Below are 19916 nucleotides of genomic sequence, written 5' to 3'. Positions count from 1 at the left end.
ACACTCGGGTCCGCCGGATCCCGAAGACTCAGCGGACTTACCACGAGTGCTGGCCCTTGACCGCGCCGGCAGCAGCGGAGACCGCCACCACCGGCGCGGCCCGACGTCAGAGCCGGGAGGTGAAGGTGGCCAGGAAGCGGTGCGGGGTGACGACGCCGGCGTTGTCGAAGCAGATGACGTCGACGTCGGCGTTTGTGGTGTACGGCCAGGGTTGGGTGAGGTGGCAGTAGTTGCTACCGGTGCCCTGCGCCACCACCTGGGCGTGCGTCTCCTTGAGGCCGACCTGCGGGAAGGTCGCCAGGTAGCGGCCGGCGGGCGCCAGCGGTGCCACAGTGTTCGCGCCGACGCCGAGCACCGAGTTGTCGTTGGTCGGCCCGCCGACGGCGGTACCCAGGTAGCCGAAGTACGAGGGCGGGCCGAGGGAGCCGATCACCGGCCGCCGACGGTGGTACGAGAGGACGAAGTCGGTGTTGATGAACGCGCCTGCCTGGTCGTAGCAGAAGACGTACACCTGCACGCCGGTGCCGACCGCACTCCAGGAGTAGACCTTGCAGCGGCGAGGGCCGGCGTTCGGCTGCACGGCGGTGACCTGCACGTTGCCGGCGAGCAGACCGGCCAACCCCACCCCGGGCAGCCGCACCAGGTACTGCCCGACGCCCAGCGGCCCGACAGTGTTCACGACGCCGGTGGAGTTGTACGACTGCGCCACCAGCCCGCTGCTCCACTGCACGTACGCGTGGGCAGTAGCGGCGGGCAGCACACCCGAGCTGGTCGTCCAGAGCACTGTGAACGGGGTGTCGTCGCGCGTACCGCCCGGCTTGTGGCACTGCACGTCGACGATCTCGTCGGCGCCGGACTGGAACCAGCGGACCACCTCGCAGTAGTGACCGGTCCGGTTCACCGGGGTCACGTGCGGCACACCCCGTGAGCTGGCACCGATCTGCGGGAAGCGGACCTGGAAACGGCCGGGCGCGAGCTTGATGCCGTCGGCCCAGGCGGCCGGGAACGCGGTCTTCCAGCTACCCCACTGCCGGCTGGTGTCCAGCACCGTCCAGGCCGGCACGGTCGGGTCCTTGACGTACGCGAAGCCCCAGCGGTCGGCGGTGGCTGCCGCTGCCGGCGCCGGCGGCGCGAGTGCGCCGGCGGCCAGGACGGCGGCCAGTGCCGTGGTGACTAACGATCGGAGACGCATCTGTTCCTCCAGTCGACGGGAACATGTCGGAGAGGAGTGTGCGCGTAGTGATCTGATGGTCACAGTCGGCTACATCGCGCTCTGGTGTCGGCTGTCCGCTACTCGTAACCGAACTTCTGAGCAGTGCGAGTCCATGGGGGGCCTCGGGCCTGCTGCCGTCGAAAGGTGTGCGGTCCACCGGCATTCTTCGGGTATCGACTCGACGACCCGCGCGGCGTGGTACCAATACCCGGATAGGCGAAGCCGGCAGGAATGGGCGGCCCATGTCGACAAGGGCAGCAGCGCTGCTTCGAAAACCCGGGCAACCGCAGCGGCCGAGCCTTCTGGAACTCTTCTTCGACCTGGTCTTCATCTTTGCCCTCAATCGGGTCTCACAGCGGCTGGTCGAGGAGCTTACCGAGCAGCGCGTCGTCCTCATCGACGTCGGCGAGACGCTGCTGTTGCTGCTGGCCTTCATGGTGCTGTGGTTCGTCACGGCGTGGGTCACCGACCTCTACGATCCGCAGCGGCCGCAACTTCAGGTGCTGGTCTACACGGCCATGCTCGGCGCGCTGGTGATGGCGGTCGCGGTGCCGCACGCGTTCGGTGACAGAAGTCTGGCCTTCGCTGGCGCGTACGTCGCCGTCCACATCATCCGTGGGCTGATCATCGTCCCGATGTTGCGCGGCCACGAGGCTCAGCGCCGAGCGGCCGGGGTGTTCTTCTGGTTCACGCTGTCGGCAGTGCCGTGGATCGCCGGCGCGATCGTGACGGACCTGGCCCGCAGCCTGTTGTGGACGCTCGCGATCGCCATCGACGGCGCGGCACTGCTGCTGTTCTATCCCGCGCCGTGGTCCCGCCCCACCCAACGGCAGTGGCCCGTCCTGGCCGAATACCTGTCCGAGCGCTACCGACAATTCTTCATCATCGCTCTCGGTGAACTGATTTTGACGACCGGCTCGGCCTACAGCGACACGTCGTTCCGGCACGGCGGAGCCGCAGCAGCCTTCGCGGTTTCATTCATCACCACTGTGCTGCTGTTTCGCGTCTACGTCTTCAGGTCGGGTCAGTTGTTGCCCGAAGCCATCAGAGCCGCCGCGCGGCCCGCGCACCTCATTCGGGAGGCTTTTCTCGCGCACGTACTCATGGTGGCCGGGATCGTCGCCGTTGCCGTCGGATACGAGATCGTGATCGAACATCCGTTCGGGCACACCAACGCGGCGTGGATCCTCGTTGTCCTCGGCGGACCGATGCTCTTCCTGATCGGGCGAGCCTTGTTGGAACATGCCGTGTTCGCCCGGGTGTCCCGCTCTCGGATCGTCGGCGCTCTGACGCTTGCCGGCGCGTCGCCGCTCATGATCTTTTTGCCGCCGCTGGCCGTGGCCGTCACCGCCGTCATCGTCCTCGCCGGCATCGCCGCTTCCGACGCCGTCCACGCCAAGGGGAAACCGCCCGAACGACCGCACCCGGCCAACTCCAGGCAGTGAGCGTAGAAACTTCCACCGACCCGCACACGTCCGGCGGTCGTACGGAGGCCGCCGGCACCGCTGAGCGCGAACCCGAACACCGCGTCGCCCACCGCGATGCCGGTGACGCCGGCGCCGACCGCGAGCACGTCACCGGCGGCCTCCAATCCCATCACCTACGGGAGGGGCAGATTGCCGTTGAGCGCCCGGACGAGTCCGGACCGGAGCATGTGGTCGATGCGCGCCACCCCGGCGGCCCGAACCTGGATGTCAGAGGCAAGGGTGTGTAGCCCGGCTGACAATGACTGGACCGGTCTGGTCTCGCGCGCCCTAGCTTCGAGGAAGCACTGTGATGGCCGCGATGGCGCTGTTGACGACGGTGGCAGTCACGGTGCGGGTCACGGCTGCCGACGCGGCGTCGGCACCCCAGTTGCCTCGCTCGAGTTCCTTGGCCCGGCTGATCACCGATGACGTCCACGGGATCTCGCGGTCGAACTGCGGGAGCGTTCCGCTCGCCGAGAGCAGCGCCGCGAGCGCGGCGACACGGGCCTGCGGCTCCGCGCCGTCCACGAGAACCTGCCGAACGTCGGCGAGTAGGCGGGACCGTCGTTCGGTCCTGCCCTCCCGCAGGGCCGTCGTCCGGAACAGGCCGAGCACCTTACGGGGCTCCTGGTCGATGTCGCCTCGTGCGATGAGCCGCTCCAGCACCGGCTGACGCAGGGCGGGACCGATAGCGGCCAGGGCCGTCTGCACCCCCCTCGGTTTCTCGGCGAGGTAGTCCCACGCCGGGCGTAGGAGGCCATCCGACGGTGGGTGACCCGCCACGCTCCTGAGCCGCCCCCGGTCCGCCGCGGTCAGATGGTCGCCGAGGGCGAGGTCCGCGAGAACGGCTCCGCCGAGGACGTAGAAAAGGGTGTTCTCTCCCGCGATGGTCCCGGACCTGGGTTGGAACAGGAGCAGCAGGAGGTCTTCCACCAGGGTCGGCGCGTCCGACAGGGGTTCGGTGGTCATCGGCGGGGCTCCCAGCGGAAGAGTCGGGTGGCCAGAGCGACGGCGACGACGACCCAGCCGAGCGTGGGCGCGAGCAGGAGCAGGGAGTCGGTCACGGCGACGCCGCCGTTCCAGGCGTTCATTGTCAGTTCGGTGGCGGCGCCGCCGGGCAGCAGCCGCTTGAGCCAGGCGAGGTTCTCGGTGCCGGTGATGCCCACCCAGCTGGCCATGGCGATCACCCCGAGAGTAACGGGCAGGGTGGTGACCTGGGCGTGTTCGGGGGAGTTCGTCAGCCCGGCCGTGGCCAGCGCCAGGCCGATCATCATGGCCACTGTCGCGAGGACCGCCACCACCAGCAGGGCGATGTTCGCCGGTCCGCCGGCGACCACGGCCAGGGCGGTCAGGATCGCGCTCACCTGCACCCCGGCGAGGACGACCACGGGCAGCAGCAGGCCGGCGAGGATGCCGGCGTCGCCTTCGGCGGTGGAGCGCAGCCGCTTGAGGAAGAGATTCTGTCGCCGCGACGCCAGGGTGGTGACGGCGGTGGCGTAGAGCCCGAACGCAGCCACTGTGAACGTGACGATCGCGGCGATGTAGCCGAGGCTCCCGATGGCGGCGTAGGTCTCGTGCTGACGGACGAAGAACACACAGACCGCGACCGGGATGATGAGGCTGGTGATCAGCACCAGCCGGTTGCGGAAGATCTGGATCAGCTCGCTGGACGCGATGGACAACACGGTGAGGCTCCTCGCGGAAGATCGAATCAACTGTTGATGGCGCGGAAGACGTCGTCGAGCCGGGTCGGCCCTGCCGCCAGGTCCTGCAGCTCCACGGCGTGGTCCTGCGCCCAGCCGAGCAGGAGGTGCAGGTCCTTCTGCAGCTCGAAGGTCTCGACCACGACCTTCCCGTCCGCGTCGACGGCGGCCCGCACCGGCAGCGCCGGCGCCGGCACCGGAAGGGAGAAGCGGATGACCGCGGGCAGGGTGCGGGTCAGCTCGGAGACGGTGCCTTCCCGGTGGAAGGCGCCCTCGTGCATCAGCCCGATCCGGTCCGCGCGCTGTTGTGCCTCCTCCAGGTAGTGCGTGGTGAGCACGATGGTCGCCCCGTTCTCCCGGAGCCGGTCAACAGTCGCCCAGACGGCGTCGCGGGACTGGATGTCGAGGCCGGTGGTCGGCTCGTCCAGGAAGATCAGCTCCGGGGTGCCGTAGACCGCGGTGGCGAAGTCCAGGCGCCGTTTCTCTCCGCCGGACAGCTGCGACACCTTGCGGCCGGATCGGCCGGTGAGGTCGACCAGGTCGAGCACCCGGTCGACGTCGTCGGTGCGTCGGGTGAGCCGACCGACCAGACCGACGGACTCACGAACGGTGAGGTCCGGGGAGAATCCGCTCTCCTGGAGCATGACACCCATTCGGGGACGTACCGCTCGCCGGTCGTCGGGGCTGCGCCCGAAGACGCGAACGGTGCCCGAGGTTGGCCTCCGGTGTCCCTCGACAACCTCCAGGGTCGAGGTCTTGCCGGCTCCGTTGGTGCCCAGCAGGGCGTAGAGCTCTCCGGGTCGTACCTCGAAGGAGAGGTCCTTGACGGCGTGGAAGTCGCCGTAGGTGAGGTTCAGCCGGTCGACTTCGATGACGGGTGTGGTGGACATGCACCAATGACAGCGCGGACCCGGCCGACCCGTCAGTGGCACCACGTCATCACCGCATGTGACGTGGTGTCACTGGTCGTGGCCCCTGGCTGCCGGATACTGAGGTGGTGACCGGGAGATCGCCGCGCTTCACCGAGTCGACGCAGGGAAGGCTGCGCCGGCTCAACCTGGCCACGTCACTGCCGCCGGTGGTGTTCGCCGCGGTGGTCCTGCTCTGGACCGACGCGCGTACCTGGTGGCACATCGTCGTCCTGGCGCCGGGGGCCGTGGCGGCAGTGGTGGCCTTCGAACGGTGGACGGCGAACGACCTCGCCCGGGTCGCGCTGCCCTGCCTGGTCGTGGCGGCAGCGGTCTGGCCCCTCGGGGTCCTGGTGACCGGCAGCCCCAACGCCTACTGGGGTGTCTGCGCCGTAGGTTCGCTTGCCCTGCGCGAGGTGCGACGGCATCGGGCTCTGACGATGGCCGGGCTGTTCACCTACGTCGCCGCCGTCGGCGCGGCGCGGCTGCTGGTGCAGCGGGACGACATCGGTGGAGTGCTGGTCACCTACGTTCTCATCCCGACCGTTCTCACCGTCGTCGTGACGGTCTTCACGGTGGTGGGCGAGCGGTTCTACGACCTCATCCGGGAGCTCGAACAGACTCGGGAACGCGAGGCGGAGCTGGCGGTGGTCCGGGAGCGCGTACGGTTCGCCAGCGACCTGCACGACATCCAGGGCCACACCCTGCACGTGGTCAAGCTGAAGATCGCCCTGGCCCAGCGACTGCTGCTCCGCGACACCGCTCGGGCGGAGAAGGAGCTGCGGGAGACGTACACGTTGGTCAGCGACACCATCGCGCAGACCAAGGAACTGGCCTACGCGCAACGGCGGCTCAACCTCACCGCCGAGATCGAAAACGCGAAGAACCTGTTCGAGGCCGCCGGCATCCGGGTCCGGGTCACCCGGGAGGCCGAGGTCGATGCCCGCGCCAGCGAACTGCTCGGGCAGGTGCTGCGGGAGACGACCACCAACATCCTGCGGCACGCGCAGGCCACCCAGGTGCAGATCACGCTCGCCGCGTCGGGAATCACCATCGTCAACGACGGCGTGACCGCCAGCACGACGCCCGAGCTCAGGGGGCTGGCGACACTGAGGCAACGGGTGGCGGGCGACGGGGGTGAGCTGACCGTCGAACAGAAGGACGGGCGGTTCCTGACCGCCGCTGTCTTCCCACCCGCTCGGGCCGACGTGGCCCCGACGGTCACCGGGAAGGACGACTGATGACCACCATCGTGCTCGCCGACGACGAGGCGCTGCTGCGCACGGCCCTGGCCGCGCTGCTGCCGATGGAGGGCGACATCATCGTTCTCGCCGAGGCGCAGGACGGTCGGTCGGCGATCGATGCCACCCTGCGGCACCGGCCCGACGTGCTGGTCATCGACCTGGAGATGCCGGGCGTGGACGGCCTGGGCGCGGTCGCCGAGATCCGCCGTGAGCGGCCGGAGCAGGTGATCCTCATGCTGACCCGGCACGCCCGCCCCGGAGTGCTGCGCAAGGCGCTGAAGCTCGGCGTCCAGGGCTTCGTCAGCAAGTCCGCCGAGCCAGCCCACATCACCTCGGTCATCGCCACCCTGCACTCGGGGAAACGCTGGATCGATCCGGACGTGTCAGTGCTCGCCGTCACCGAGGACTCCCCCCTCACCGACCGTGAAGCCGACGTCCTGCGGGTCACCGGCGAGGGCTACTCGGTCGCCGACATCGCCGCTCGGCTCCACCTCGCTCCGGGCACCGTCCGCAACTACCTCTCCAACGCGATGCGCAAGACCCAGACCCGGACCCGCCACGAAGCGGCCCGCTACGCCCGCGAACACGACTGGCTGTAGACGGCCAAAGCGGCGATCGCGGCACCGGTTGCCTTCCACGTCGCCATGGTGGTGCTGGTCTGGCTGCACGAGCGGCGAGCCCGGTTGTCAAACGCGGGACGTCGTGTGCGGCATCGGCCATCTACGGTGGACGTACGCCCCCAGCGGGGAATGCCGAACGTTCGCTGCGGGACGAACGTGCGGACCGCGGGAGAGCCGTCTCCCAAAGACGGTCCTGACGTCACAACGGCATGCAGTACCAGAGCCTCCGATGTCCACAGCAAACATGGGTGAATATCACTGGATCAGTCGTATGACTCCGTCGCCGTCTGGCGGACCGCCGGCGAGCGCCATGCACTCGATGGCCGCCACCGGCGAACGGAGAATCATGCCGAGAGTGGCACCCCGGTAGCAGCATGTATCGCTCCCGCACCTCGCTCTCCTGAGGGAGTGAAACCGGCCCAGGGAGGGAGGCGCCAGGGTGTTGGCTTGGCGAGAGTGCTGGTATGCCCGCTTTCAGAAGTCGTCGCTGGGCGTACGGCGCCTTGGCTTGGTTGATCTTCTTTGTGGTGTCCCACGTGATCCTGGTGTTCTTCCCCGGGCCTGATCCAACCGGTGATGGACCGTGGGGCATGAGGGCCTACGTGATCTTCAACGTGGTGCTCATCTCGATGTCGACCATCGGAGCAGCCGTCGTTCTGGCCACAGTCCGCCCGCCGGCTCGACGTCGTCCCCGGTGGCTACTTCTGACGCCACTGTTGTTCGGCAGCATCCTGCTCGTCATCCGGGGTGCTCCAGGAATGGCCGAAAATCTTCTGATGGTCAGCGGTATCCGTCGCGGAGGTTTCGTGGGGGTGGCGGACATCTCCACGGGCGAGTTCTGGACCGGCATCGGAATCAACACCTACTTCTTCGCAGGAGCAGTGCTGCTGGTTGGGACGACCGTTTCCTACGGCCGACGATCAGGGAACCCGTCTCGGTGAGGCGTAGCCACGTCCGAGCGTTGGGGGAGCGGATGGCCGGCGGCGTCGACGGTTTCACCGCCGCTTGTGGACCGCGGCGGCGATCTCCTGCCGCAGCAGAGTCGCCTCGTCGTCGCGGTCACAGAGCAGCAGCACAGCGAACTCTGGCTGGCCGAACGGGCTTGCCCAGTGATGAACGGTCTGCGCCAGGATCTGGAACAGCGTGTGCCGATCCGCGGCACTACTCGAGAGCACCCGAGTCGGGTTCTCGACGAGGATGAGATACCCGTCCGCAGGCAACCAGTGCAGATCACGGAGACAATCGGACAACGCGTCCCAGTTCCAACCGAAGTAGCCGGGAAAGAGCAGCGCGTCGGAGAACTCGTAGAAGGTGTGGTCCGCGTCCGTCATCCTCTCTCCGTCGAGCCGGGCGACGACGAACCGGCCCGCTGCTGGTAACACCGCCGCCAACTCGACCTGCGCACTACGCGAACAGACCACGATCTGATCGGTGGCGCCGTTCCACCAGCTGCCCATCACACGATGACCAGGTTGGCCATGTCGACGACCGGCCGGTAGCCGAGGGCGGCGTAGATCTTGTTCGACGTCGGGTTGGCCTGGTCGGTGAACAGGCAGACCCGCGCGCCCTCGGCCCGGATTTGGCGGGAAATCTCGGCTACCGCGTTGCTGGCCCAACCGCGCCCCCGCTGGGCCGGCGGTGTGTACACCGGGCCCAACCGGGCCACCCCGAACGACTGTGGGTTGGCGCCGGTGAGGTGCACCGGCTCCCCGGCCTCGTCGACCCAGAACCACAGCCGTCCGGCTCCGATCCGACGCAGCACCTCCGCGTGGTCGGGCGCTTCGTGCGCACTCGTACCGCGCGGGCGGCCCGCCTGTTCGTCGGCGTCGCCCATGAACGCGGCTAGCCACTGCGTGACAAGTCCCGCGTCGTCCTCGGTCGCGGTCACCAAGCGGCCCGGCACCGGAGGCGGCCACGTCAGCTCGCCGAGCTCGTGCAGCCGTGTGTGCTGGTTGACCCGGACTTCACCCCCGCCGAGCCGGGCCAGCGCGGAGGCGCACAGCTCAGCGGCAGGCAGCGCCCCGTTGACCGCGAGGACCTCCTCTCCGCGCTCGTGCAGGGCGTGGGCCAGCGCAACGGCCGCCTCATCGGGCATGGGCAGCAGGAACGGCGGATAGGGGGCATACGGCGCCGAGCGCATCCCGGCACCGACCACGGTGCCGGAGTCGTCGCTGACCACCAACCACCAGTTGTGGTCGGGCTGCGGGATCCCCTCGGCCCGCTGCGACAACAGCCGGTGCGCGATGGTGGTCACGACAGTGCTGACGACCGGATCGGCACCCAGGTAGTCACCCGCAGCGGCCAGGAACTCGCCCGGATCGGTGTGAAACCGCAGCCGCAGTCCGGTCCTCGGGACAGTGCTCATCCGCGTACGCTAGCCACCGCCTACCAGATCGACACCGGAATTTTGTACGCCCGAGGACCTGCAAGCGCTGAGCCAACCGTGCGGCGGGCCCACGCTTGGTCTCGGCCGGGTGGGGTACACCGCCGCGAGTGGCGCGGGGGCTGGGTTAACCCGGTTTGGCCACCGAAGGTGCTTCGGAGGGGCCGATGTCGGGTGCATCAGCGCGGTCAGGTGGGCCCGGGATGTCCGATGAGGTGGTGGAGCTGCGGGTCCACGGGGCCGCCAGCGCAAGCGCCGCCCAGGTGTTGAACGTGGCGCAGGTCGAGCAGGTCGCGGGCGACCGCAGTGGGGGCTTCTACCGACCCCACCGCCCGTGTTCCTGCGGCAGCGGCGAACGGGTGACGGAGGCGTACCGCTGGGGTGACCTGCCCGCCGGAAGCGTGGTCCGAACGCTGACGCTGGTGTTCCTCCTGCCGTTCATGCTGGCCAACCTGGCGATCTGGATGCGGCCGGCGAGCCCCGGCTCCGACGCGACGGTCAGATCCCTGTGCCGGTTGCTGGCGCTCACTCTCACCGCGCTGTATGTGCTTGCCTTCGTCGGCGTCACGTTGGACCTGATCGGGTGGAAGTGCATGGGCTCGTCAGACTGCCTGGCCGGGCGCACCTGGTTGTCCTGGTTGGGTGGGCAACCGGTGGGCCTGCGCCTCGCGGTACTCGCTGTGGTCCCGGCCGGCGCCATCGGCCTGCTCTGGCGGGCCAGCACCCGGCCGGGAAAGATGTTCGACGCGTTCCGCGCTCCGGCGGACGAGGTCGCCGAACATCGACTCAGCGGGATCGGTCAGTGGGACGCGGGGCCGCTGGTGGGTCGGCTGCGCTCGATTCACGTCGCGGCGGCGTTCGCGACACTGGACGTCGCTCTAATCGCCGCCCGAGCCGCGAACGGCGCCTCGGCCAGCACGATCGCGTTGGCTGTGGCCACCGGGACGGTGCTGGCCAGCTGCGTGGTCCTGCTCTGCCTGCCCCCGCTGCTCGACCGGGCCGCCTCGGACCGGCGACTGGACCGAATCACCCGCACGGTGCGGACGGTGGCCGTGGTCCTGACCATCGTGGTGACGGTAAACGTCCTCGCCAGCCCGGCACCGTGGCATGAGGGGGAAGGCCTACCCGGCTACGGCGCAATTCTCACCTCGCTGTTCGTTGCCCAGACGACCCTGTTGACCGCCCTCGGCGGTGTGCTGCTCTGGCGCCGGGTTCGGCGGCGGGACGCCAGCCCGCTGCTCGGGCTGGGCGCGCTGGTGATGGCGGCCAGCGCGGTCAGTCTGGCGGTGGCAGTGTCCGCCGAGTTCGTCTACCGGGTGGCGGATTTCCTGGATCGCGACGCGCCGACCGGGGAGGGCCTGGCCTCCGGTCTGCCGCCGGCGTTCACCTGGGCGATCTTCGGCTTTCTCCGGACAGTGCTGTTCACGCTGGTGGTAGCGGTTCCGGTCATCCTCATCTCTCGACGCCGTCGACTTCGTGCCGCGGCGGCGATCGTCGCCTGCGACTACCCGGACCGCCCGCCCGCAGCCGCGACCCGACTGCGGCAGGTGCAGAAGGCGATAGCCAGGGCCCGCTTCACGGAAAGACTGATTCCGTTGGCGGTGGTCTACGCCTGCCTGGCCGGGATCGGCACGGCCACCACCACGCTCGGTCTGCTGGAGTTGCTGCCGAGCGAGTCTGTGCAGCGGTACGCACGGGTGCCCGCCGACCTGATCACCTTCTCCATCGCGTTCGGGAGCTGGGGGATCGCCGCGATCATCCTCGGCCTGACCATCGGCGGCATCTTCGCCTACCGGACGGCCGAATTCAGGCGCCACGTCGGTGTCCTGTGGGACCTGGGCACCTTCTGGCCACGGGCCGCCCACCCGTTCGCGCCACCCTGCTACGCCGAACGAGCGGTGCCGGAGTTGACCAGACGAATCACGTATCTGGTCGGACGCGGCAACCTCGTCCTGCTCACCGCACACAGCCACGGTGCGGTCCTGGCCGCCGCGACAGTGCTCCAGTTGCCGCCCCAGGTCAGCAGTCGAGTCGCTCTGCTCACCCACGGGTCGCCACTGAGCCGACTCTACGCGCGACTGTTTCCCGCCTTCGTCGACGACGAGGTGCTGCACGAGATCGGCGCTCGCGTCGACTGGCGGTGGGTGAACCTGTGGCGCGACACCGACTCGATCGGCGGCTGGATATTCGCCGCCCACCGGACAGCCGTTCCGGCAACCGTCGGCCAGACGGCGGCAACGGTGGACCGCCGGCTACGGGATCCCGCCGACGTGGTGCCGTTACCCGGCGACAGCGTCCCGCCGCCAATCCAGGGACACCGGCCCCGCGGATCGGAGCAGCGGTACGCCGAGGCGGCCCGCGAGTTGATTGAGCGCCTTCGCCAGCCGATGGACTCAGTGCCGCTTCCGGGCGACCCGCCGACCGGGCACTGACGGATCCGCGGCGGTGACGCGGGCGCGCCCGAAGTACATGAGCTCCCAGATCGCGTCCTCGGCGAACGCCTCGACCACCTGCCCGCCCTTGTGGTGCTCGATCGTGAGCAGGCCGGCGAAGCGGAGGTAGGCGCCGTCGAACCGGATCAACCGGGCCGCTGCCCGCTTGAGCCAGGGCAGGTCCTTGGTGAGGGGATTGCGGACCAGGTCGCGCTCGCGGTCGAAGGTCACCACGTACGTGTCGTCATCGTCCACGTAGGTGTAGCGGACGATGTCCGCCACCGGCTTGCCGGTCTTCGCGTCGGTGTAGACCCCGTCCCGCTCGAACGTCATCTTCGCTGGATCGTCGCCGATGATCCGGCCGTCGCGGGCCAGCATGAAGATGGGGATCTCGGCGGAGCCGTACTTCTCGGCGCCGGTGATGAACGACGCGATGACCGTGTACGGTCCGGCCTGCCCCCGTCCCCAGTACCAGTCATTGATGATTTTCGGCAGCCCGACGTTGCCCCAGTTGTGGTCGTGGTAGCCGACGCCGGTCGTCTCATGCCGCACCCCGTCGATCGTGTACGAGCCCCGCACGGCTCCTTGGGGCACCGAGGGCAGCCAATTGAACTCGAGGTCGCGCTCCGGGCCGAACAGCATGTGCCCGGTGGCCGGACGCCAGGCCGGGACCTCGGACGTCAGTGTGAAGTCGACCCTCAGCCTCCCGGCGGTCGCCTGGATCCGGTACTCGCGCAGGCTCTCGCCCTGAAAGCGGTTGCCCGGCCCCATCCGGACGTCAGTACGCCCGCTCGCCGCCGACCAGTCCGCTGCGGGGATCGCGATCGTGTTGTTCGACGTCGTCCCGTCAGGCAGTTCCAGGTTGACCCGAAGCTGCGGTGACAGCGGGCTACCCGCCGCGCCGAGGTCCTTGTTCATGAACACCACGACAACCTTCGCGCCGTCGTCCAGGTGGGCGTCGAAGTACCACCACTCGTACGACCCGGCGCGATTGTCGGTGCGGGCGCCGTCCTCCCATTCGCGTACGGCATCGCGCTCTAGGCCGAAGCGGGCATAGTCGTCACTGAGCGCGGCCAGTTCGGGGTGATCGGACATGACTCTTCGTCTCCGTTGCTTCTGCAAGATCAAGATGTGCGGACGGCTCACAGGGTGACGAATCCCTGCCGCCAGGACGGATATGCCGGGCTCCAGCCAAGGTGCGTGCGGGCGTGGTGGTTGCTCGCTCCCCGCGCCCAGCCATGCCGCTCGCCCCCGGTCACCGCTGGTGCTGGCACATTGGCCGCCGCGCAGAAAGCGGGCACCCACTGCGAGGCGGCGGCTGGCTCGTCGTCGCAGACGTTGACGACGCCGACGGGCCACTCCAGAGCCGCTACCGCGGCGGCCACGGCGTCGTCGATGTGCAGCAGGCTACTCACGTCCGCGTCGGCGGGGACCTTGCCGGCGGCGGCGAACTGGGCCATCAGACCGTCGCGGGCGTACCAGGTGCCCGGGCCGTAGAGGGTGCCGTACCTCAGCACGACCCACTCGGGCGCTTCCTGGACGGCGGATTCGAGCGCGGCGGCACCAGCCACACTGGTCTGGCGTGGCTCTGGGGCGCCGAGGTCGAGCGGGGTCTCCTCGGTCGCGGGCTCGGCGCCCGGCTCGTACGCCCAGGCGATGCTCTGTGCCACGATCCGGCGTACCCCGGCGGCGAGCGCCGCGTCGACCAGGTTGCGGGTCCCGGTCCGGCGCAGCCGCGAATTGGCGGCGAAGTCGCCAGTGCTCAGGCTGGTGAGCTGGTGCATCACCACGTCGGGCCGGGCGTCGCGGACGGCGGCCGCGACCGCGTCCCGGTCGAGCACGTCGACGGCGACCGGGCCGTTGCGGGCCAACCCGATGACCTCATGCCCCTGGGCGGTCAGGATCGGCTCGAGCCGGCGGCCGATGACGCCGGTCGAACCGGCGAGAACGATACGCATGACGTGCCTCTCTCAGTTCGGCCGGGGTGAGCGGCGGTCCTTACGCTGTTCGAGCTCGTCGGGGCTCACCAGCACCAGCATTTCCTGGCCGGGCGCGCACACCATCACGACCAGGAATTTGGTCACCCGATCGGACAGGTTGTTGGCCGACCGGTAGTGGATGACATCGCCGCCTGGCTCCCAGAACGCCTCACCGGCCTTGATCACCCGTTCGGGCTCGCCCTCCAGCTCGAAGAGCATTTCGCCCTCGAGCAGGTAGCCGAAGACCGGGCCGGAGTGCCGGTGTGGCGGCGTGCCCGGGTCGCCCGGTGGCAGTTCGATCGTCGCTGTCATCACGTGGGAGCCGTCCGGCAACTCCGGTGGCATGGCCGTGCCCAGCAGCACGATCTCGTTGTTTCCGATCTTCATGGTCTGCATGAGTCGAACGTATCCCCGACCGGACCAGCAGGATGGACCAGTTGGTGACCGGTCTGATGGACCAGTTGGCAGAGCCCGGACAGTGCCTCCTGCCAGGCGTGAGCCGGCGGCGCCGCGTATCCGAGGACCAGGGCTGCTGCCTGCCGCTCATCCACGGGATCGTGCCAGTAGCCGTTGCTGTGCAGGCCGATCAGGTGCAGCCCCTCGCGGCGTCCGGCCTGGATCAGCCAGCGCTCCTGCGCCACTGAGGCCAGCGGTAGCAGCGCGTGGACGCCGGCGGCGATGCCCTCCAGCGCAGTGGTGGTCACCTCGGCCAGGCGGCCGGCCAGCTCCGTCCGGCGACGCCGGTAGGTCAGGCGCATGCGGCGGATGTGTCGGTCGTAGTCGCCGTGCGTGAGCAGGTCGGCCATGGTGAGCTGGTCGATCGCGGAGACTGCGGCGCCGGCCTCCATGATCGTCGTCGTCAGGTCACGACGCAGTCGTTCGGGGACGACGAACCAACCCAGGCGGACGCCCGGCGCCAGCGACTTGCTCGTGCTGCCGGCGTACACGATCCGCTCTGGTGCCAGCGCCTGCATGGCGCCCACCGGCCGCTGGTCGTAGCGGAACTCGCCGTCGTAGTCGTCCTCGATCAGGAACGCGTCGTGCTTCCGTGCCCACGCGATGAGCCGGTAGCGGTGCCGTGGGGCGAGCACCACCCCGGTCGGATGCTGGTGCGCCGGGGTGAGTAGCGCGGCCTGACCCGCCGCGTCATCCGGGTCGGCCCCGCCGGGACCGACGGTGAGCGGGGTGACTGTCAGACCCGCGGCACGCAGCACCATGCGGTGATGGGCCAGACCGGGGTTCTCGGTGGCGATGGCACGGACGCCGCGCCGGTGCAGCGTCCGCGCGAGAAGGGAGAGGCCCTGGGTGAAGCCCGCCGTGATCACCACCGCATCCGGCTCGCAGAGCACTCCACGAGTGCGCGCGAGATAGCCGGCCACCGCCGCCCGGAGTGCGGGTAGCCCGGTCGGTTCGGAGTAGTCCAGCGTGCCGCGTGAAGCCGTCGTCAGCGCCCGGCGGACGCTGTCCGCCCAGGCCGTTCGGGGGAAGGACGCGAGGTCGGGAATCCCCGGCCGCAACTCGATCAATGGCCCGGCCGGGGGCGACGGCCGCGGTCGCCCGCGCGAGCCGGGCGGATCATGAGCTACGTCCGCGACCCGGGTGCCCGAGCCGGGTGCCGCCAGCAGCCACCCTTCCGCCACCAACTGCGCGTACGCCTGCACCACGGTGCCCCGGGCCAAGCCCAGGTCGGCGGCCAGGCTCCGGCTCCCGGGTAGGCGCGACCCGGCCCGCAGCCGGCCGGTCCGAATGCTCTCCCGTAACGCGCTCTCCAGCGAGCGACCCGGGAAACCCGCACTCCGATCGAACTCCAGATGCAGGTCAAGCGACTTCGTCACTCAGCAACGATCCCATTCGTGAGAGCACCGCCGGCAGGTTAGGCGACGACTCAGGCGCCAGAGCATCGACCCCGACGTACGTGCCGTCGACGAACCACGCGTCGCCAGGCGTCGGTGCCGACGGTCACCGCTGGAACTGGGCTAGTTTCTGCGGGTTGAGGATGATCAACACTCGTTCGATCCCGGCGGGTGAGGCGTCGATGGTGACCAGAGCGACAGTTGTCCCGGGCCGCGAGACGAGGATCGCGGCCTGGCCGTTGGATTCGACGATCTCCGGTGAGAGGTCGCGGCCGAACTTCCGGATCAGTCCCAGGAGGTAACGCGCGACGTTGTCACGTCCGACGACGGGTAGCTGGGCGGCCCGGACGGTGCCGCCGCCGTCGGCGTAGGAGATGGCTGTTTCGGCGAGCAGTTCCTCGAGCTGGGTCAGCTCACCGGAGCGGGCTGCGGCGAGAAAGGCATGCAGCAGGCGGTCGCGGTCGGCGTGGCCGACCGGTTCGCGCCGCTGCCGGGCCAGGTGCGTGCGGGCGCGGTGGCCGAGCTGTCGTGCGTATGCCTCAGTGACGTCGAGTACCTCGCCGATCCGCCGGAATGGGTAGTCGAACGCCTCCCGCAGCACGTACACCGCTCGCTCGGCCGGGGTGAGCCGTTCCAACAGGAGTAGCACGGCGAGTTCGAGCGACTCGTTGCGTTCGGCCCGGAGTGTCGGGTCGGCGGAGGTGTCGACGGGCTCGGGTAGCCACGGTCCGGGATACAACTCGCGGCGGGCGCGAGCCGACGTCGCGGCGTTCAGAGCGAGCCGAGAAGTCGTCGTGACCAGGAACCCGATCGGGTCCCGTACCTGGCTGCGTTCGGTCTGGTGCCACCGGAGCCAGGATTCCTGCACGATGTCCTCCGCCTCGGCGACGCTGCCGAGCATCCGGTAGGCGATGCCGAAGAGCCGCGGACGGACCGCGTCGAACACCGCTAACGCGTCGACCATTGCCCCGTCTTTTCCTCGCCCTACCATGGCCGCCGCCTCGTCGCTTCTATCCCTGAATGTGCAGGCGAATTTGAACTGCCGCCGACATCGCTGCTGTCTGTTGAGCACCAACCACACAGGTACCCCTGTCGGGCCGTACTACAGCACCCGAGCGGCGTTATGGCCAGCGGCTTGGGTCGGCGGCGATTCGAGCAGACCGATACAGATCTGCACGAGCGTGCCGACGAGCCAGGTAAAGGGACTGTTGATGCCATCCTGTTTGTCGTCCGGCATGGTGTACCAGATGGTGTACGTCGCTTGTACCGCGTGTTCAGCGACGTCAACTGAACCGAGCAGGTGGTACGCGAGGTTCTTGAGGAGGCGTCGTTCGGCGACGACGACGCAGAACGCGCTGGGTAGCGCGTTCAGCCGAGGTGGCCGGAGGGGTTCGGGAACCATCGGTTCTCCCAGTGGTTGACGCAGCAGGTTCAGTGGGCGGCCCGAGCCGAGGCGAGACCGCGCCGAGCCGCCGAACGGTCGCGTAGCGCCGTCAGCAAGATGATCACCAGGCCGATGAGCGCCACGGTCGCGTTTGCGGTGGTGAGGAGGATCGCCTCACCCACGGTCGCCCCCTGCATGTTCGTGAGGTGATAGAAGAAATGGGGTAGCGCGAAGACCGAATAGGCAGCCGCGGCAGGGATGACGAAGTGGGCGGTGGGTTTGACCGCCGCGATGCCCAGCAGCAGGGCGATCGCTAGTGATGCCGTACCGAAGTCCCGCGCGTAGTGCTCGCTGAACGGCGGCGTGAGATCCACGGTCGGGAAGTTCGCGTAGAAGCTGGCCGGCCAGATCGCGTTCCAGGCTCCGACCACGAAATTGTCGAGAAACAAGATCGCCAGTGCGATGCGGATGATGGCGGTCATGATCGTCGCTCCTTGCGCTGTGCCGGTGGTGGGTGAGTGTCACCAGGTACGGACCGAGCAGGTCTCCGATTCGTGACACACCGCCCCGGCCGTGACCTCTGCTGTCACGAATCGGAGGGCCGCTCGGTCCTGTTCGCAGACGCCGCGGTCGTTCGCGGCGGAGGGGAGAACGCCATGAAGAGAAGCGTTGCGGCGCGCGTGACCGACAGGTCGGACACCGGTCGGGCGCCTCGCATTCGTCGTAGCGTCAGATTGATCGTCACGGTCGCGCTTGCTACCGGGTTCCCGCTGGCGGTCACACCCGCGCCCGCGTTCGCGCACGGCGCGACGCATTCGATCACGCCGACCGCCGGTGCCGCGCTCGCGAAGGCCCCGCAACGGGTCGAGGTGGTGTTCGCCGCCGAGATCACGTCCGACAGCAGTGTCACAGTGACGGACCACACGGGGACGGATTGGGCAGTCGGCCGGTCGGCTGTCCACGCAGCGACGCTGCGCCATCAGGTGAGAGCGGATATGCCTGACGGCTGGTACGAGATCAGTTGGCGGGCGACCTTCACCGACGGACACCCGGTAGCCGGCACGGCGGAGTTCACTGTGGGAGCGGAAGCCGCGGCGGCCGCCGCAGCGAATCCGTTTCGGGCCCGCCTCACGCGCGGCGGAGTCGTCGCGTTGTACGCCGCCTCGGGTGGAGCAGTACTGGCCCTCCTACTCGCGATCATGACGCTCTCACGCGGTGTCTACGCCGCCAGCAAGCGCACCGATACAGGCGAGGGTTCCACCCTTTAGGGCTATTTGCGCAGTCTGTGTCCTGGACGAGAAGTCTCGGAGAGGTAGAACCAACAGTGACATCACAGCGACTTATCTCCCTTTCACCCCGGCCCCCGGTCCGGGCTACGCGCCACAGCGGCGTTACGGCGAACGCAGATCGGGAGGTAGCTCAGTGCGTATCGCGGTAGCTGGCGGGACCGGCGGCGTCGGACGTCTCGTCGTCCACGCCGTGCGGGCTGCCGGACACGAGCCGGTCATCCTCGCCCGCTCCACGGGCGTCGACCTGATCCGCGGTTCCGGGCTGGTCGAGGCGCTGACCGGCGTGCCGGTCGTGATCGACGTCAGCAACGTGTCGACGATCAACCGGAAGAAGTCGGAGCGCTTCTTCGGCACGGCGACAACGAACCTGCTCGCCGCAGGCCAGCGCGTCGGGGTGCGGCACCACGTCGCGCTGTCGGTCGTCGGCGCCGACCGGGTGAATTGGGGTTACTACGCGGGCAAACGACGCCAGGAGAGGCTGGTCCTGGACGGTGCGGTACCGGCGACGTTGCTCCGCTCGACGCAGTTCTACGAGTTGGCCGCGCAGATGCTCGCCACCATTCCCGGCCCGATCGCAGTGGTGCCCCAGATGCTCATGCAGCCGATCGCGTCCCATGAAGTCGCCAACTGTCTCGTCGACCTCGCACTGGCAGACCCGGCCGGACGGGCGCCCGACATCGCCGGCCCGCAACAGTTGCGCATGTCTGACATGGCCCGCCGCCTGCTGCGTACCCGCGGGAGTCACCGCCTTGTCCTGCCCGTCCGCCTTCCGGGAGCGACCGGGCGAGCCATGGCCGAAAACGGCCTGCTGCCCACCGGCCCCGGTCCGAGGGGCAAACAGACCTTCGACCAGTGGCTGGCCAGCCCGGCAGCGCAGCACGACGCCGGGCGGACCCGATGAACGAAGGCCGGTCACCCACCCCCGCCGCACCGCCGGCAACGTCAACAGACGGGCGCGACACCGCGCTGACCGCGTTGATCCGGATCGCCCTGGCCGTCCTCTTCCTCGACGAACTCGTTGTCGGGTTCTGGAACCAGGTCTTCCCCGAAAGCTTCTACAACAACTTCCCGACCGTCAGCCTCACCCCGCCGTTCAGCGAGCACTACGCGCGAGATTTCGGCGGAGCTACCCTCGGCCTCGCTGTCGTCCTCGGCATAGCGCTCGTCGCACCTCGGGCGGTCTTCACCATCCCCGCCGCGGCGGCATTCTCCACCTTCGCCATACCCCACTTCTTCTTCCACCTGACCCATCTGCACCACGCCACCCTTGGCGAGAAGGTGTTCCTCACAACCGCCAATGCCGTCGTCGCCCTGCTCGGCCTTCTCGTCATCGCCCTGACGCTCGTCCGAGACGCCAGGCGTCGCCGCACTCCGGCCACGTGATGCGGGCGGACCCGGCGCGACGCCGGGTCCGCCCGTTTCAGGTGTGCTGATCTCGCCCT

21 protein-coding genes are annotated in these 19916 nt (G+C 68.9%); 8 read left to right on the top strand and 13 right to left on the bottom strand.

The features are described from left to right. Positions 1-106: 106 nt before the first annotated feature. Positions 107-1192, bottom strand: a complete 1086-nt coding sequence (locus tag PSH03_RS17570) for a hypothetical protein (RefSeq protein WP_238689782.1) — start codon at positions 1190-1192, stop codon at positions 107-109. 263 nt (positions 1193-1455) lie between these two features. Between PSH03_RS17570 and PSH03_RS17565 the strand changes: the two genes are divergently transcribed. Further along, positions 1456-2658, top strand: a complete 1203-nt coding sequence (locus PSH03_RS17565) for a low temperature requirement protein A (RefSeq protein WP_210780473.1) — start codon at positions 1456-1458, stop codon at positions 2656-2658. Between the two features lie 309 nt (positions 2659-2967). Here the strand turns inward: PSH03_RS17565 and PSH03_RS17560 are convergent, their stop codons facing one another. The 3 genes from PSH03_RS17560 to PSH03_RS17550 are packed head-to-tail and all read right to left on the bottom strand — an operon-like array spanning position 2968 to position 5272. Continuing rightward, a complete protein-coding gene (locus PSH03_RS17560; protein ID WP_210780472.1) occupies positions 2968-3648 on the bottom strand; it encodes a GOLPH3/VPS74 family protein in 681 nt (226 codons plus the stop codon). Beyond that, positions 3645-4364, bottom strand: a complete 720-nt coding sequence (locus PSH03_RS17555) for an ABC transporter permease (protein WP_210780471.1) — start codon at positions 4362-4364, stop codon at positions 3645-3647. Before PSH03_RS17555 ends, PSH03_RS17560 begins: the two co-directional genes overlap by 4 nt. 26 nt (positions 4365-4390) lie before the next feature. Further along, the gene (locus PSH03_RS17550; RefSeq protein WP_210780470.1) at positions 4391-5272 is read right to left on the bottom strand and encodes an ABC transporter ATP-binding protein; all 882 of its coding nucleotides are present in this window, start codon (positions 5270-5272) and stop codon (positions 4391-4393) included. 107 nt (positions 5273-5379) lie between these two features. Between PSH03_RS17550 and PSH03_RS17545 the strand changes: the two genes are divergently transcribed. The 3 genes from PSH03_RS17545 (at position 5380) to PSH03_RS17535 (ending at position 8095) form a co-directional block, all read left to right on the top strand. Further along, positions 5380-6531, top strand: a complete 1152-nt coding sequence (locus PSH03_RS17545; RefSeq protein ID WP_210780469.1) for a sensor histidine kinase — start codon at positions 5380-5382, stop codon at positions 6529-6531. Next, positions 6531-7133, top strand: a complete 603-nt coding sequence (locus tag PSH03_RS17540) for a response regulator transcription factor (RefSeq protein ID WP_210780468.1) — start codon at positions 6531-6533, stop codon at positions 7131-7133. The genes PSH03_RS17545 and PSH03_RS17540 overlap by 1 nt, the downstream gene beginning before the upstream one ends. A 557-nt stretch (positions 7134-7690) precedes the next feature. Beyond that, positions 7691-8095, top strand: a complete 405-nt coding sequence (locus PSH03_RS17535) for a hypothetical protein (protein ID WP_238689781.1) — start codon at positions 7691-7693, stop codon at positions 8093-8095. A 54-nt stretch (positions 8096-8149) separates the two neighbouring features. On the opposite strand, the gene PSH03_RS17530 is transcribed toward PSH03_RS17535, so the two are convergent. After that, positions 8150-8611 (bottom strand): barstar family protein, encoded by a 462-nt coding sequence (locus PSH03_RS17530; protein ID WP_255750777.1) that lies wholly within the window; start codon positions 8609-8611, stop codon positions 8150-8152. Continuing rightward, a complete protein-coding gene (locus PSH03_RS17525) occupies positions 8611-9519 on the bottom strand; it encodes a GNAT family N-acetyltransferase (protein WP_238689779.1) in 909 nt (302 codons plus the stop codon). Before PSH03_RS17525 ends, PSH03_RS17530 begins: the two co-directional genes overlap by 1 nt. Before the next feature lie 221 nt (positions 9520-9740). On the opposite strand from PSH03_RS17525, the gene PSH03_RS17520 reads away from it, so the two are divergent. After that, positions 9741-11969 carry a hypothetical protein gene (locus PSH03_RS17520; RefSeq protein WP_210780464.1) on the top strand — a complete coding sequence of 743 codons (2229 nt, stop codon included), beginning with the start codon at positions 9741-9743 and terminating at the stop codon, positions 11967-11969. On the opposite strand, the gene PSH03_RS17515 is transcribed toward PSH03_RS17520, so the two are convergent. The 7 genes from PSH03_RS17515 to PSH03_RS17485 all read right to left on the bottom strand — a co-directional run bounded on the left by PSH03_RS17515 (position 11931) and on the right by PSH03_RS17485 (position 17667). After that, positions 11931-13064 carry a hypothetical protein gene (locus PSH03_RS17515; RefSeq protein WP_238689778.1) on the bottom strand — a complete coding sequence of 378 codons (1134 nt, stop codon included), beginning with the start codon at positions 13062-13064 and terminating at the stop codon, positions 11931-11933. The two genes, PSH03_RS17520 and PSH03_RS17515, sit on opposite strands and share 39 nt — an antisense overlap. A 47-nt stretch (positions 13065-13111) precedes the next feature. After that, a complete protein-coding gene (locus PSH03_RS17510; RefSeq protein WP_238689777.1) occupies positions 13112-13927 on the bottom strand; it encodes an NAD-dependent epimerase/dehydratase family protein in 816 nt (271 codons plus the stop codon). A gap of 12 nt (positions 13928-13939) precedes the next feature. After that, complete coding sequence (locus PSH03_RS17505; RefSeq protein WP_210780461.1) at positions 13940-14344, bottom strand: cupin domain-containing protein; 405 nt, start codon at positions 14342-14344, stop codon at positions 13940-13942. Further along, positions 14332-15783: a MocR-like pyridoxine biosynthesis transcription factor PdxR gene (pdxR, locus tag PSH03_RS17500; protein WP_238689776.1), complete on the bottom strand. Its 1452-nt coding sequence runs from the start codon at positions 15781-15783 to the stop codon at positions 14332-14334. The genes PSH03_RS17505 and pdxR overlap by 13 nt, the downstream gene beginning before the upstream one ends. A 124-nt stretch (positions 15784-15907) precedes the next feature. Then, positions 15908-16765 (bottom strand): RNA polymerase sigma factor SigJ, encoded by an 858-nt coding sequence (gene sigJ, locus PSH03_RS17495; RefSeq protein ID WP_238689775.1) that lies wholly within the window; start codon positions 16763-16765, stop codon positions 15908-15910. 138 nt (positions 16766-16903) lie between these two features. After that, positions 16904-17203 carry a sigma factor gene (locus PSH03_RS17490; protein WP_210780458.1) on the bottom strand — a complete coding sequence of 100 codons (300 nt, stop codon included), beginning with the start codon at positions 17201-17203 and terminating at the stop codon, positions 16904-16906. Between the two features lie 29 nt (positions 17204-17232). Further along, on the bottom strand, positions 17233-17667 hold the full coding sequence (locus PSH03_RS17485; protein WP_210780457.1) for a hypothetical protein: 435 nt from the start codon (positions 17665-17667) through the stop codon (positions 17233-17235). Positions 17668-17841: 174 nt separating this feature from the next. On the opposite strand from PSH03_RS17485, the gene PSH03_RS17480 reads away from it, so the two are divergent. The 3 genes from PSH03_RS17480 to PSH03_RS17470 all read left to right on the top strand — a co-directional run bounded on the left by PSH03_RS17480 (position 17842) and on the right by PSH03_RS17470 (position 19857). Beyond that, positions 17842-18453 carry a copper resistance CopC family protein gene (locus PSH03_RS17480; RefSeq protein WP_210780456.1) on the top strand — a complete coding sequence of 204 codons (612 nt, stop codon included), beginning with the start codon at positions 17842-17844 and terminating at the stop codon, positions 18451-18453. Between the two features lie 154 nt (positions 18454-18607). Then, positions 18608-19375, top strand: coding sequence for an SDR family oxidoreductase (locus tag PSH03_RS17475; protein ID WP_210780455.1), 768 nt, complete (start codon positions 18608-18610; stop codon positions 19373-19375). Next, a complete protein-coding gene (locus tag PSH03_RS17470; RefSeq protein ID WP_210780454.1) occupies positions 19372-19857 on the top strand; it encodes a hypothetical protein in 486 nt (161 codons plus the stop codon). The genes PSH03_RS17475 and PSH03_RS17470 overlap by 4 nt, the downstream gene beginning before the upstream one ends. Positions 19858-19916: the final 59 nt, after the last annotated feature.

Origin of the sequence: Micromonospora salmantinae (assembly GCF_022230905.1) — a bacterium.
GTDB classification, from domain to species: domain Bacteria; phylum Actinomycetota; class Actinomycetes; order Mycobacteriales; family Micromonosporaceae; genus Micromonospora; species Micromonospora salmantinae.
The sequence above is the reverse complement of the archived record's forward strand: the minus strand, read 5'-3'. Positions and strand labels throughout refer to the sequence as shown.